This window comes from Streptacidiphilus jeojiensis (genome assembly GCF_042510965.1).
Taxonomy (GTDB): domain Bacteria; phylum Actinomycetota; class Actinomycetes; order Streptomycetales; family Streptomycetaceae; genus Streptacidiphilus; species Streptacidiphilus jeojiensis.
Map to the genome: position 1 here is coordinate 49072 of NZ_JBEUKS010000020.1, position 13366 is coordinate 62437.

The following is a 13366-nucleotide window of genomic DNA, read 5'->3' on the forward strand; positions in this document are numbered from 1 at the left end:
CGAAATTCACCGCTCCCTGCGCTGCCGGGCCTTCCCGAGCCGCGCGATGGTCCGTTGGGGCAGACCGATGAGTCTGCCCAGGGCGTTCTTGCGTGTCCGCTTGCTCCGGGCGGCCAGAGCAGCCCTGGCGGCGGGTTCGCTGCGTGCGAAGCAGAGCAGCATCCCCACCGCGAACATGGTCGGCAGCAACGCCGAACCCCCGTAGGAGAACATCGGGAGCGGGACTCCCGCGATGGGAAGGAGTCCCAGCACCGCACCAATGTTGATCATGGCCTGGGCCATGATCCAGGTGGTGGCGCCTCCCGCTGCGTACCTGATGAAGGGGTCCCTCGTGCGTCCGGCCACGCGGATACCCGCATACCCTAGTGCCGCGAAGAGGGCGAGTACCGACAGCGTCCCCAGCAGACCCAGCTCCTCCCCGGTCACGGCGAAGATGAAGTCCGTGTGCGGCTCCGGGAGTTGACCCCATTTCTCGACGCTGGCACCCAGTCCGCGGCCGGTCAGACCGCCGCCCGCCAGTGCGTACACTCCCTGAACGGCCTGCCAACAGGAGCCGTCCGAGGGGACACTGGTGGCCCCGATGCACTGGATCCGGCCAAGACGGTGCGGCACCAGGGCGATCAGCAGCGTGCTGAAGCCCAGGGCGACGGCGGCGGCCCCGCCGAACAACCGCATCGGCGCCCCGGAGATCCAGAGCAGGCCGAACATCAGTGCGCAGATGATCATCGCGGTGCCCATGTCACCGCCGGCCAGCACCAGGGTCAGCAGCAGCACCGCCATCGGCACCAGCGGGATCAGCAGGTGCTTCCACTGGTCCAGCATCTTCATCTGCTGCTTGCGGGCCAGCAGGTCGGCGCCCCAGAGCACCAGGGCGAGCTTGGCGAACTCGGACGGCTGGATCTGGAACGAGCCGCCGAGGCTGATCCAGTTCTGGTTGCCGTTGACGGCCTTGCCCACCCCCGGCACCGCGACCAGCAGCAGCAGTCCGAGCACCGCGATCAGCAGCGGATAGGCCAGCGCCCGGTGCAGCCGCACCGGCAGCCGGGCGGCGACGTACATCAGCCCGCTGCCCAGGACCACGGCGGTGAGCTGCTTGGTGAAGAAGAAGGTGAAGGACAGGCCGAGGGTCCTGGCCTCGATCTGGGAGGCGGAGAACACCATCACCAGACCGAGCACCAGGATCAGCGCCGAGGAGCCCAGGATCAGGTAGTACGGCGTCAGCGGCCGTTCCAGGCCCCGCTGGAAGCGTCCCAGCGCGGTGCCGGGGCCGGTGAAGCGGCTCTTGGAGCGGAACACCGCGACCGAGGTCGCTCCCGGCCTGGCCGGCCGGGCGGCGGGTCGTGCCTTACTCCGGTTTCCCGGGGGGCGACCCCCCGCACCCCCACGTGAACCCGAGGTGGCCGGCGTCGTGATCGCGGCACCCGTGCGGCGATCCGGGGTGGTATCAGCCACGGTGGCCCCCTCTCCCCTGCTCCAGTACTCCGCATACTCCCGCGGGGCGACCCCCGCCGTGACAGCAGCGGCATGCGCCGCGGGCCGTGTCCCCGTGCCTACCGGTCCCCGGCCCTCAGGCTGCGCCGGGGAGGGCCGCTCTCAGTCCTCCGCGAGCGCGACGGCCCGGGCCGCCGCGGCGAAGAGGTCGCCGCGTTCACCGTAGTTGGTGAACATGTCCATGGAGGCGCAGGCCGGGGCGAGCAGCACGGTGTCGCCGGGACGGGCGAGCCCGGCAGCTGCGCGTACCGCCGCGTCCATGGCCGGGGCACCAGTCTGTCCGTCCTGGAGCTCGATCACCGGGACCTCGGGGGCGTGTCGCGCCAGCGCCTCCCGGATCAGCGCCCGGTCGGCGCCCATCAGCACCACGCCGCGCAGCACCTTGGCGGCACCGGCCACCAGCGGGTCCATGTCGGCGCCCTTGGCCAGGCCGCCGGCGATCCAGACCACCGAGGGGTAGGCCGCCAGGGAGGCGGCCGCCGCATGGGGGTTGGTGGCCTTGGAGTCGTCGATCCAGGTCACCCCGCCGCTTTCGACCACCTCGGCGATCCGGTGCGCGTCCGGACGGAAGGCCCGCAGGCCGTCCCGGACCGCGCGCGGCTCGACCCCGTAGGCCCGCGCCAGCGCGGCGGCGGCCAGGGCGTTGGCGATGTTGTGCGGGGCCGCGGGGCGGACGTCCTCGACGGAGGCCAGTTCGGCTGCGTTCCTCTGACGGTCCGCCACGAAGGCGCGGTCGACCAGCAGGCCGTCCACCACGCCGAGCTGGGAGAGGGCCGGCGGGCCGAGGGTGAAGCCGATGGCGCGGCAGCCCTCCTCCACGTCGGCCTCGCGGACCAGCGCCTCGGTGGCCGGGTCGGCGGTGTTGTAGACGCAGGCGACGCTGTTGCCCTGGTAGATCCGGCCCTTGTCGGCGGCGTAGGCCTCCATCGAGCCGTGCCAGTCCAGGTGGTCGGCCGCGATGTTGAGCACCACGGCCGAGTGCGGACGCAGCGAGGACGACCAGTGCAGCTGGTAGCTGGAGAGCTCCACCGCGAGGACGTCGTACGGCTGTTCGGCCAGCACGGCGTCCAGGACGGACACCCCGACATTGCCCACGGCCGCGGTGCGCAGGCCCGCCGCGGTCAGGATCGAGGCGAGCATCTGCACCGTGGTGGTCTTGCCGTTGGTGCCGGTGACGGCCAGCCAGGGCGCTGGATCGCCGGTGGCCGGATGCGGCCTGCGCAGCCGCCAGGCCAGCTCCACGTCGCCCCAGACCGGCACCCCGGCCCCGGCCGCGGCCAGGAAGAGCGGGCTGTGCGGCGGCCAGCCGGGCGAGGTGACGACCAGTCGGGTGCCCTCGGGCAGGCTCGACCCGTCGCCGAGCAGCACCTCGACGCCTAGCGCGCGCAGCTCGCCGGCCTGCGCCCGCTGCCGGGGGCCGTCCCCGCCGTCCACCACGGTGACCCGGGCGCCGAGGCCGTGCAGCACCCGGGCCGCGGGCACTCCGGAGACGCCCAGGCCGGCCACGGCGACCGGCAGGCCCTTCCACTCGGGGGTCCGCTCTGGGGTCCGCTCAAGGGTGCCGTCGGTCATGTGGCGGTCACCCAGCCCGCGTAGAACAGGCCGAGCCCGACCGCGACGCACAGGCCCTGGATGATCCAGAAGCGGACCACGATCAGGACCTCGGACCAGCCCTTGAGTTCGAAGTGGTGCTGCAGCGGGGCCATCTTGAAGACCCGCTTGCCGGTCATCCGGAACGAGCCGACCTGGATGATCACCGACAGGGTGATCAGCACGAACAGGCCGCCCAGGATCGCCAGCAGCATCTCGGTGTGCGAGCAGATGGCCAGGCCGGCCAGCGCGCCGCCGAGGGCCAGCGAGCCGGTGTCGCCCATGAAGATCTTCGCCGGCGAGGTGTTCCACCACAGGAAGCCGAAGCAGGCGCCCATCAGCGCGGCGGCCACCACGGCCAGGTCCAGCGGGTCCCTGACCTGGTAGCAGAGCGGTCCGGCACTGGCAGCGGAGCCGCAGGTCTGGCCGTACTCCCAGATGCCGATGAAGACGTAGGCGCCGAAGACCATCACCGAGGCGCCGGTGGCCAGGCCGTCCAGACCGTCCGTCAGGTTCACCCCGTTGGACATCGCCAGGATCATGAAGATGGCCCAGAGCGCGAACAGCACCGGGCCCAGCGACCAGCCGAAGTCGGTGACGAAGGAGAGCTTGGTCGAGGCGGGGTGGATCCCGGCCGAGTCGGCGAAGTTCAGCGCGCCGATGGCGAAGAGCACGCCGACGATCAGCTGTCCGGCCATCTTGGCCTTGGCCCGCAGGCCCAGCGAGCGCTGCTTGACGATCTTGATGTAGTCGTCCAGGAAGCCGACCAGGCCCATCCCGGTCATCAGGAACAGCACCAGCAGCCCGGAGGCCGTCGGCGGGGTGCCCACCAGGACCTTGGTCAGCGCATAGGCGACCAGGGTCGCCAGGATGAAGGCGATGCCACCCATGGTGGGGGTGCCGCGCTTGCTGTGGTGGGCCTTGGGGCCGTCGTCGCGGATCATCTGGCCGTAGCCGTGCTTGGCCAGGATGCGGATCAGGACCGGGGTGCCGACCAGCGAGAGGACCAGCGCGAAGACCGCGGCGAAGAGGATCTGACGCATCGGCGAGCTGCTGGAACTGGCCAGCTGCACCGTGGCGGCGTGGTCCAGGAGGGTCGGGTTCATTCGGCCGCTCCGTTCGACAAGACGCCGTTCGACCCGACGCCGCTCGACAAGACGCCGTCAGCCAGCAGGGCCTCGGCGACCCGCTCCAGGCCGACCGAGCGCGACGCCTTCACGAGCACCACGTCCCCCGGCGCGACCTGCTCGCGCAGCAATGCGATCGCCGCATCCACATCGGACACCAGCACCGATTCCTCACCCCATGAACCTTCGTTCCGTGCGCCCAGCTCCATGCAGGCCGCTTCCCGGCCGCCGACAGCCACCAGGGTCGCGATGTCCAGCCGAACCGCCAGCCGGCCCACCGCGTCGTGCTCGGCGAGGGAGTCCTCGCCGAGTTCCCGCATCTCCCCCAGAACCGCCCAGGTACGGCGGGCACCGGGCCCTCTGCCACCGATCGCGGCGAGGGCGCGCAGGGCGGCCCGCATCGAGTCGGGGTTGGCGTTGTAGGCGTCGTTGATCACCGTGACGCCGTCCGGACGGTCCGTCAGCTCCATCCGCCAACGGGAGAGGCTGCCGGCCTCGCCCAGCGCGACGGCGATCCGCTTCACGTCCATACCGCACTCGGTGGCCACGGCCGCGGCGGCGAGGGCGTTGGAGACATGGTGCTCACCGTAGAGGCGGAGCTGAACGGGCGCGGAACCGGAGGGGGTGACCAGGGTGAACCCCGGACGACCCGATGCGTCCAGGCGGACGTCCTCGGCCCGGACCTGCGCCTCGGCGGACTCGCCGAAGTAGAGCACCCGCGCCCGCGTGCGCGACGCCATGGCCCGCACCAGCGGATCGTCGGCGTTCAGCACCGCACAGCCCTCGGGCGGCAGCGCCTCGACCATCTCCCCCTTGGCCTCGGCGATGCCCTCGCGGCTGCCGAACTCGCCGATGTGGGCGGTGCCGACGTTCAGCACCAGGCCGATCGACGGACGGACGATCCCGGTCAGGTGGGCGATGTCGCCCCGGTGCCGGGCGCCCATCTCCAGGACCAGGAAGCGGGTGGAGTCGGCCACCTTCAGCGCGGTCAGCGGCAGGCCGATCTCGTTGTTGAACGAGCCCTCGGTGTACACCGTGGGGCCGAGCGCGCCCAGCAGTTGGGCGATCAGGTCCTTGGTGCTGGTCTTCCCGGCGGATCCGGTCAGCGCGACCACGGTGGTGTCGGCGGCGCGCTCGGTGACGGCGTGCGCCAGCAGGCTGAGCCCCTGCACCACGTCGTCGACCACCACGGCGGGGACGCCGACCGGACGGGCGGCCAGCACTGCCACGGCTCCCTCCGCGACGGCGCGTTCGGCGAAGTCGTGGCCGTCCACCCGTTCGCCGACCACGGCCGCGAACAGCGCGCCCGGGACGATCTGGCGGGAGTCGTGGACCACCGGGCCGGTGACCCGGGCCTGCGGGTCCGGAACGTCGTGCAGCTTCCCCCCGGTGGCCTGGGCCACCTCGGCGAGGGTCAGTGGGATCACGTTGGCTCTACTCCTTGGCGTCGCCGTCGCGATGCGACGCGAGGATCGCCTCGCCCAGCACGGCACGGTCGTCGAAGGGTCGGATCTCGTCGCGGACGTACTGGCCGAGCTCATGGCCCTTGCCCGCGACCAGGATGCAGTCGCCGGCGTGCGCCAGGGCGACCGCGGCGGCGATGGCACGGGCCCGGTCGGGTTCGACCAGGACCGCACCGCGTTCCGCCTCGGGCACCTCGGCGGCGCCGCCGAGCATGGCGTGCAGGATCGCCAGTGGATCCTCCGAGCGGGGGTTGTCGCTGGTCAGGATGGCGGTGTCGGCGAACCGGGCGGCGATGGCGCCCATCGGCCCGCGCTTGAAGGGGTCGCGGTCGCCGCCGCAGCCGACCACGACGTGCACCCGCCCCTTGGTGACCTCGCGCAGCGAGCGCAGCGCGGCCTCCAGGGCGTCGGGCTTGTGGGCGTAGTCCACCACGGCCACGTAGGGCTGGCCCCGGTCGACCCGCTCCATCCGGCCGGGCACCCCGGGGACGGCGGCGATGCCGGCGGCGACCTCCTCCAGCGGTAGTCCTGCACATGCCAGGGCGCTGATCGCGGCGAGGGCGTTGGCGACGTTGAAGGGACCCGGCAGCGGCACCGAGGCGTCGACCGACGCACCGTCAGGACCCACCGCGCGGAAGGTCGATCCGGCCGGGCCCAGGTGCACGGCCTCGGCCCGCCAGTCGGCGTCGGGGTCGCCGGTGGCCGAGTAGGTGACCACCGGGATCTCCGCCTCGGCGGCCAGCCTGCGGCCGTAGCGGTCGTCCAGGTTGACCACGCCGAGCTTGGCCCTGCGCTTGGTGAAGAGCCCGGCCTTGGCCCGGTAGTAGTCCTCCATGTCCGGGTGGAAGTCCAGGTGTTCCGGCGTCAGGTTGTTGAACACCGCGACGTCGTAGACCACGCCGTCGACCCGGCCGAAGACCAGGGCGTGGCTGGAGACCTCCATCACCACCGCGTCCGCGCCGCGTTCGGCCATCACGGCCAGCACCGCGTGCAGGTCGGTGGCCTCGGGCGTGGTCCGCTCGCTCTTGATCCGCTCGCTGCCGACCCGCATCTCCACGGTGCCGATCAGGCCGGTTTCCCGGCCGGTGCCGCGCAGCCCGCCCTCGACCAGGTAGGCGGTGGTGGTCTTGCCGTTGGTGCCGGTGATGCCGATCATCAGCAGCCGCTCGGCGGCGCGGCCGTAGAGGGCCGCGGCGAGCGCGCCCATCCGGGCCCTGGGCTGGTCCACCACCAGCAGCGGCACCCCGCAGTCGGCGGCGCGGACGGCCCCGTCGCGGTCCGTGAGCAGGGCCACGGCGCCGTTGGCGGCCGCCTGCGCGGAGAAGGCCGCGCCGTGGGCGTTGGCGCCCGGGAGGGCCGCGTAGACGTCGCCGGGACGGACCGCCCGGGAGTCGTGGGTGATGCCGGTGACCGCGCCGGGCCAGGGACCCGCGGCGTCCAGCCCCAGCAGGGCCGCGACCTGGGCGAGCGGGACGGCGGGCAGTCCCTCCGGGCGGGGCGGTGCCGCTGCTCCACGCGTCGGGGGCGGGGTCTCCTGATCACTTCGGTGCACGGCCGTGAGGTTACCGGTACCGCCCCGCCCGGGGCCAAGCGAGGGTGCGTGCGAAGCCTTGGGATCGGTGGGAGGGGTCATGCCATCACTGCCTTTCACCAGTTCACCGGCAGGTTCGCCGCCGCGGCGCCGGTCGGCGCCACCTGGAGGGTCTTCAGCGCGAACTCCATGACCTGCTTGAACACCGGTCCGCAGAGCTCACCGCCGAAGTGCCCGTTGACCGGGTCCTGGATCACGCAGGACACGGTGACCCTGGGCTTGTCCGCGGGCGCGAAGCCGATGAAGGAGGAGGTGTAGCCCGAGTAGCGGCCGGTGGCCGGGTCGACCCGGTTGGCCGTGCCGGTCTTGCCGGCCACCAGGTAGCCGGGGATCTGCGCCATCACCCCGGTGCCCTCCTGGCTGGCGACCACCGACTGCAGCATCTGGGACAGGGTCTTCGCGGTCTGCTCGCTGACCACCCTGGTCTCCTTGGGGGCCGCGGCCGGGACGAACCGTCCGTCCGGACCGGTGGTCCCGGCGACCAGGCTGGGGGCGATCCGGACCCCGCCGTTGGCGATGGTCGAGTAGACCGAGGTGGTCTGCAGGGCGTTCACCGACAGGCCCTGGCCGAAGGGGATGGTGTACTGCTGCGACCCGGACCACTTGCTCGGCTGGGCCAGGATGCCCTGGGTCTCGCCGGGGAAACCCAGACCGGTCGGCTGGCCGATGCCGAACTTGGTCAGGTAGTCGTACAGCACCTGGTCCGCCTGCTTCTGGGTGGAGCCCAGGTGCTCGGCGGCCAGCATGGTGCCGATGTTGGAGGACTGCGCGAGCACGCCGTTCAGGGTGAGCTGCTCGGTGCCGTGGGCCACGTCGTCGTGGAACACCCGGTCGGCCCTGGGCAGCGTGCCGGGGACGGTGACGTGGGTCAGCGGGGTGGCCACGCCCTGCTGCAGCACCGCCGCCATGGTCATCAGCTTGCTGACGCTGCCCGGCTCGTAGGCGTCCTGGAGCGCGGCGTTGCCCAGGTTGGCGGGGTCGGCCTGGGCCAGGTCGTTGGGGTCGAACCCGGGCGAGGTCGCCATCGCCAGGATCTTCCCGTTGCTGACGTCCTGGACGATGACGTAGCCGCGTTCGGCGCCGGCCGCCTGCACCTCGTCGGTGATGGCCTGCTGGGCGTCCCACTGGATGTCCCGGTCCAGGGTGAGCCGCAGCGTCGACCCGGGCACCGCGGCGGTCTCGCGCTGCCCGGCGGTGGGCACCTCCCGGCCGCCGGACTGGGCGTAGGTGACCTTGCCGTCCTTGCCCTTCAGCAGCGCGTCGTACTGCTGCTCCAGGCCGCCGCTGCCGACGCCGTCGCTGTTGACGAAGCCGATGACGTTGGCGGCCAGCGAGCCGTCCGGGTAGACCCGCTTGGCGTGCTGGGCGTGGAACACCCCGTTCAGCACGTTGGCGCAGGCGTCGTCGACCCGGCCGTCGTCCCCGGCCTTCAGCGCCAGGTTGTTCTCGGTCAGGCAGTGGCCGCTCCAGGCGGTCTTCGTCAGCTTCGTCTGGAGCGCGGTGATCTGGTTCCAGGTCTGCGGCGACTGCTGCTTGGCCAGCAGCGCGTAGCGGTCGCCCTTGCCGGTGGAGGTGAGCGCCTTGGTCAGGGTCGCCACCGGCACCCCGACGATCGGCGACAGCAGCTGTGCGGCCTGCGCGGGGGCGTCGTCGATGTGGGCCTGGCTGGGCGTGAACATGTAGGGGTCGGCGGTGATGTCGTAGGCGTCGACGGTGGTCGCCAGCACCCGGCCGTCGGCGTCGGTGATCGAGCCGCGCGGGGCCGGCAGCGGGTCGGTCCGGTAGAGGCTCACGGTGGCCGCGGCGGCGAGCGAGGAGGAGTCCACGAACTGGAGCTGCACCAGCCGGCCGACGAACAGGGTGAGCACCACGCCGAGGGAGACCACCAGCAGCCGCAGCCGGCGCCGGGGGGTGGCCAGCCGCAGCCGGGCCGGACGCGGGGCCGGACGGGCGGCGGGGCGGCCGGACGACCGGGGCTGCGGCCGGCCGGAGGGCCGGGCGGACTGGTGCGGGGGGCGCTGCCGCGGTGGGCGGGGGGCGGTCATGGCTGCTGTCTCCCCGTCAGTGGGCGGTGCCGGTCGGCGTGCTGGAGGGCGTGGCGCCCGGCTTGACGCCGGTGCCTGTGCTCGTTCGTGTGCCCGGTTTGAAGGCGGTCGTGCCTGCGGTGGCGGCCGCGGTCGTGCTCGCGGTCGTGCCCGCGGTGGCGGCGGTCCTGGCATCGGCCTTCACCACCGCACTCGCACTGGCGCCGGCGCTCGCACTCGCATGCGCACTGGCGCTCGGCTTGGCGCTCGGCTTCGCGCTGGGGCTGGGGCCGGCCGACGGGCTCGCGGTCGGCTGCGCCACCGGCGGCACCGCGCCCGCCTCGATCGGGGCCGGGCTGCCGAGCACCGTGCCGTCGTCCCGCAGGAAGGCCGGGTTGCCGCCGGGCACCATGCCCAGCCTGCGGGCGCGTGCCGACAGGGCGTCAGGTGCCGACCAGGCGCCGATCTGCTGCTGCAGGCCCTGCCGCTCGTCGGTCAGCTTGTCGGTCTGCTGCTGGAGTCTGGTGAGCTGGAAGGAGCCCTGGTTGAGCGCGGTGTTGAGCAGCAGCAGCGCGATCAGGCCGCCCGCGAGTATCAGCACGACCAGCGCCGCGAACGGGCCCCGGCCGGCTGCGCGCCCGGTCCGCCCCGCGCCGGGCCGCGGTCGCCGGCGTGCCGGGGAGGTCCCCCCCGCGACTCTTCCGAGAGCCACCTGCATCCGCTCCTTCGCTGCGCCGTTCGGCCTCTGCGCCGACTCCGTGCCGGCCCGGTCCGGTCGGACCCGCCCGCCGCTACCCCTGCCTGACGGACGCTCTGATTCTCTCCACCGCGCGCAGTCGAACGGGTGTGGCGCGGCGGTTCTCGGCGATTTCCTGTTCCGTCGCCTGCTCCGCTCCCCGGGTGAGCAGCTTCAGCCGGGGCTGGTGCTCCTCCGGTACGACCGGCAGACCGGGCGGCGCCGTGGCCGTCGCCCCCGCCGCGAAGACCTGCTTGACCAGCCGGTCCTCCAGCGAGTGGTACGACATGACGGCCATTCGGCCGCCGACCGCGAGCACGTCCAGCGCGCCGGGGATGGCGCGCTCCAGGACCGAGAGCTCCCCGTTGACCTCGATCCGCAGGGCCTGGAAGGTGCGCTTCGCCGGGTTGCCGCCGGTGCGGCGGGTGGCCGCGGGAATGGCATTGCGTACCAGTTCCACCAGACGCGCGCTGTTGCTGAACGGTTCCCGCTCGCGCTCGCGCAGGATCACCGAGGCGATCTTCCCGGCGAACCGCTCCTCGCCGTAGACCTTGAGGATCCGGGCCAGATCGCCGTGCGAGTAGGTGTTGAGCACCTCGGCGGCGCTGATGCCGGTCGTCTGGTCCATCCGCATGTCCAGCGGCGCGTCCTGGGCGTAGGCGAAGCCGCGGTCGGCCTCGTCCAGCTGCATCGAGGAGACGCCGAGGTCGAACAGCGCGGCCTCAATAGCGGGAATGCCCAGGTCCGCGAGCACCTGCGGGATCTCGTCGTAGACGGCGTGCACCAGGGTCGCGCGCTCCCCGAAGGGGGCCAGCCGCTCCCCCGCCAGCCGCAGCGCCGCCGGATCCCGGTCCACGGCGACCAGCCGGGCCTCCGGGAAGGTGCGCAGCAGCGCCTCGCTGTGGCCGCCGAGCCCCAGCGTGGCGTCGACGACGACGGCCCCGGGCGCGGTCAGTGCCGGGGCGAGGACGTCCAGGCACCTCTGGAGCATCACCGGGACGTGCTTGGCCTCCGGGCCGCTGCTCAATGGGTACCTCTCATGGGGGCACGTGCCGCCTGGTCCCCGCCCGCTCGCCTTGGGGAAGGAACCCTCTGCCACCGGGGAAGGGGCGGCAGCGGGTGAGGAGCGGGTGGAGGCCGGGCCGGTACGTGCGCGTCGTGCGGGTGAGGAGAGCGTTCCGCGCCGTTGTGGGAACCCTGCGCCGAACGTCGCGTCACTTTACTCCACGGCGTCCCCCGGTCAATCGGATGCGACGGCGCACGCCCCCCGGCGCACGCCGATTAACCTGCAGGTCAGCCTGCATTTCGGAACGGCGCCGAGGGGCGCGCCACGCCGATGTCCGGCAGTCGCACCACCCCTCCCGGAGGAAGATCACGCGAATGGAGCAGAGCCGGGGCGGGTACCGCCGACCGGGCCCGTGCGCGTATGCGGTGCGTCACAGCGCTGCTCCGTGCCCCCGTCCGGGGCTGGCGGTACCGCTGGTTCCCACTAACGTCAGAGGTATGACCACGACCCCCGACCTGCCCTCCGCCCAGGCCGCTGCGTCCAGCGCGACCGGCTCCCCCTCGATCATCGACAGCTTCGTCGCCCGCAACCGCGACTACGCCGCCGGCTACCGCGACGGCGGCATGGACGCCCGTCCGGTCCAGCACGTCGCCGTGGTGGCCTGCATGGACGCCCGGCTGGACGTGCACGCCGCGCTGGGCCTGCAGTTGGGCGACTGCCATGTCATCCGCAACGCGGGCGGCGTGGTCACCGACGACACCATCCGCTCACTCACCGTCAGCCAGCGTGCCCTGGGCACCCGCTCGATAGCGCTGATCCACCACACCGGCTGCGGTCTGCTCAGCCTCACCGAGGACTTCCGGCGCGAACTGGAGGACGAGGTCGGCATCAGGCCGTCCTGGGCCCTGGAGTCCTTCACCGACCTGGAGCAGGACGTCCGCCAGTCGATGGCCCGGGTCCGCACCTCCCCGTTCCTGCTGCACCGCGACGACATCCGGGGTTTTGTGTTCGACGTGACCACCGGTCTGTTGCGCGAGATCCAGCCCTGACCAAACCATGACATAGAGTCAACGGCCCCTCCTGGCGTCGGATAACCGGTCCATAACGGACGAATAACGGGAACATTGAGCTGCTATTCGTCCGGTCGAGTGACGTAGTCGGTCCGAACAGGGAACAATGCATCTGCCGTGTCGACGCACACGGAGGGGCCAGGACCGAGGCTGGGGCAATTCCGGCAGCCCGGTCGCGGCCCCGTACACGGGCCAAGGAGTAACCGGGTGACCACCTTCAACGAGCACGCCAGTCTGGACCACCAGGCCGGGGGGATGCCGCCTTCGGCGGCGGCGGGAGTGCCGCAGGGCCTCGGAACAGCCGAGTTGGGCGCCGTCGTCGAACGCGTCCGCGCCTCCGTGGAGAGCGTGCTGGAGGGCAAGCCCGAGGCGGTGCGGCTGGCCCTCACCGTGCTGCTGGCCGAGGGCCACCTGCTGATCGAGGACGTGCCCGGCGTCGGCAAGACGCTGCTGGCCAAGGCGCTGGCCCGGTCGGTGGACTGCACCGTGCGCCGGATCCAGTTCACTCCCGACCTGCTGCCCTCGGACATCACCGGGACCAGCGTGTTCGACCAGAACCGCAGGGACTTCGAGTTCAAGCCGGGCGCGATCTTCGCCCAGATCGTGGTCGGCGACGAGATCAACCGCGCCTCGCCGAAGACCCAGTCCGCGCTGCTGGAGTCGATGGAGGAGGGCCAGGTCACGGTCGACGGGACCAGCTACCCGCTGCCGTCCCCGTTCATGGTCGTGGCCACCCAGAACCCCATCGAGATGGAGGGCACCTACCCCCTCCCCGAGGCCCAGCGCGACCGCTTCATGGCCCGGATCTCCATCGGCTACCCCAGCGCCGACGCCGAGCTGCAGATGCTGGACGTGCACGGCGGCGCCTCCCCGCTGGCCGACCTGCGCCCGGTCGCCCACGCCGACGACGTGGTGAAGGCCATCGACGCGGTGCGCCGGGTGCACGTCGCCGACGAGCTGCGCCGCTACGCCGTCGCCCTGGTCGCGGCCACCCGCACCGCGCCCGAACTCCGGCTCGGCGCCTCGCCGCGGGCCACCCTGCACCTGCTGCGGGCCGCCCGCGCCGCCGCCGCACTGGACGGCCGCGAGTACGTCATCCCGGACGACCTGCAGGCCCTGGCCGTCCCGGTGCTGGCGCACCGGCTGCTGCCCACCGCGGAGACCGTCCTCGGCCGGCGCACCACCGAGCAGGTCGTCCGCGACCTGGTGCTGCAGCTGCCCATCCCGCACCCGGCGCGCTGACGTGCCGCCCGCCGCACCGCCCAGGA

10 protein-coding genes are annotated in these 13366 nt (G+C 72.5%); 2 read left to right on the forward strand and 8 right to left on the reverse strand.

Annotated elements, in window-relative coordinates; translation table 11 throughout:
• Positions 1 to 6: 6 nt before the first annotated feature.
• The 8 genes from ftsW to rsmH form a co-directional block, all read right to left on the reverse strand.
• The gene (ftsW, locus tag ABUW04_RS37090; RefSeq protein ID WP_380568806.1) at positions 7 to 1413 is read right to left on the reverse strand and encodes a putative lipid II flippase FtsW; all 1407 of its coding nucleotides are present in this window, start codon (positions 1411 to 1413) and stop codon (positions 7 to 9) included.
• A gap of 180 nt (positions 1414 to 1593) precedes the next feature.
• On the reverse strand, positions 1594 to 3063 hold the full coding sequence (gene murD, locus ABUW04_RS37095; RefSeq protein ID WP_380568739.1) for a UDP-N-acetylmuramoyl-L-alanine--D-glutamate ligase: 1470 nt from the start codon (positions 3061 to 3063) through the stop codon (positions 1594 to 1596).
• Positions 3060 to 4124, reverse strand: a complete 1065-nt coding sequence (gene mraY / locus ABUW04_RS37100; RefSeq protein ID WP_030248386.1) for a phospho-N-acetylmuramoyl-pentapeptide-transferase — start codon at positions 4122 to 4124, stop codon at positions 3060 to 3062. The genes murD and mraY overlap by 4 nt, the downstream gene beginning before the upstream one ends.
• A gap of 59 nt (positions 4125 to 4183) precedes the next feature.
• A complete protein-coding gene (locus tag ABUW04_RS37105) occupies positions 4184 to 5635 on the reverse strand; it encodes a UDP-N-acetylmuramoyl-tripeptide--D-alanyl-D-alanine ligase (RefSeq protein WP_380568740.1) in 1452 nt (483 codons plus the stop codon).
• Between the two features lie 7 nt (positions 5636 to 5642).
• Positions 5643 to 7304, reverse strand: a complete 1662-nt coding sequence (locus ABUW04_RS37110; RefSeq protein ID WP_380568741.1) for a UDP-N-acetylmuramoyl-L-alanyl-D-glutamate--2,6-diaminopimelate ligase — start codon at positions 7302 to 7304, stop codon at positions 5643 to 5645.
• Between the two features lie 14 nt (positions 7305 to 7318).
• The gene (locus tag ABUW04_RS37115) at positions 7319 to 9307 is read right to left on the reverse strand and encodes a peptidoglycan D,D-transpeptidase FtsI family protein (protein WP_380568742.1); all 1989 of its coding nucleotides are present in this window, start codon (positions 9305 to 9307) and stop codon (positions 7319 to 7321) included.
• Between the two features lie 16 nt (positions 9308 to 9323).
• The gene (locus ABUW04_RS37120) at positions 9324 to 9998 is read right to left on the reverse strand and encodes a septum formation initiator family protein (RefSeq protein ID WP_380568743.1); all 675 of its coding nucleotides are present in this window, start codon (positions 9996 to 9998) and stop codon (positions 9324 to 9326) included.
• A 79-nt stretch (positions 9999 to 10077) separates the two neighbouring features.
• Positions 10078 to 11013 carry a 16S rRNA (cytosine(1402)-N(4))-methyltransferase RsmH gene (gene rsmH, locus ABUW04_RS37125; protein ID WP_030248395.1) on the reverse strand — a complete coding sequence of 312 codons (936 nt, stop codon included), beginning with the start codon at positions 11011 to 11013 and terminating at the stop codon, positions 10078 to 10080.
• 512 nt (positions 11014 to 11525) lie between these two features.
• Here rsmH and ABUW04_RS37130 point away from each other — a divergent pair.
• Together ABUW04_RS37130 and ABUW04_RS37135 are read left to right on the forward strand one after the other, a co-directional pair.
• The gene (locus ABUW04_RS37130) at positions 11526 to 12077 is read left to right on the forward strand and encodes a beta-class carbonic anhydrase (protein WP_030248397.1); all 552 of its coding nucleotides are present in this window, start codon (positions 11526 to 11528) and stop codon (positions 12075 to 12077) included.
• A gap of 276 nt (positions 12078 to 12353) precedes the next feature.
• Complete coding sequence (locus ABUW04_RS37135; protein ID WP_051724775.1) at positions 12354 to 13340, forward strand: AAA family ATPase; 987 nt, start codon at positions 12354 to 12356, stop codon at positions 13338 to 13340.
• Positions 13341 to 13366 lie beyond the last annotated feature (26 nt).

Excerpts from the sequence above, each read along its gene's own strand:
- murD (WP_380568739.1), bottom strand. The coding sequence starts at position 3,063 with ATGACCGACGGCACCCTTGAGCGGACCCCAGAGCGGACCCCCGAGTGG.
- ABUW04_RS37135 (WP_051724775.1), top strand. The coding sequence starts at position 12,354 with ATGCCGCCTTCGGCGGCGGCGGGAGTGCCGCAGGGCCTCGGAACAGCC.
- mraY (WP_030248386.1), bottom strand. The coding sequence starts at position 4,124 with ATGCGTCAGATCCTCTTCGCCGCGGTCTTCGCGCTGGTCCTCTCGCTG.
- rsmH (WP_030248395.1), bottom strand. The coding sequence starts at position 11,013 with ATGCTCCAGAGGTGCCTGGACGTCCTCGCCCCGGCACTGACCGCGCCC.
- ABUW04_RS37115 (WP_380568742.1), bottom strand. The coding sequence starts at position 9,307 with ATGACCGCCCCCCGCCCACCGCGGCAGCGCCCCCCGCACCAGTCCGCC.
- ABUW04_RS37130 (WP_030248397.1), top strand. The coding sequence starts at position 11,526 with ATGACCACGACCCCCGACCTGCCCTCCGCCCAGGCCGCTGCGTCCAGC.
- ABUW04_RS37110 (WP_380568741.1), bottom strand. The coding sequence starts at position 7,304 with ATGACCCCTCCCACCGATCCCAAGGCTTCGCACGCACCCTCGCTTGGC.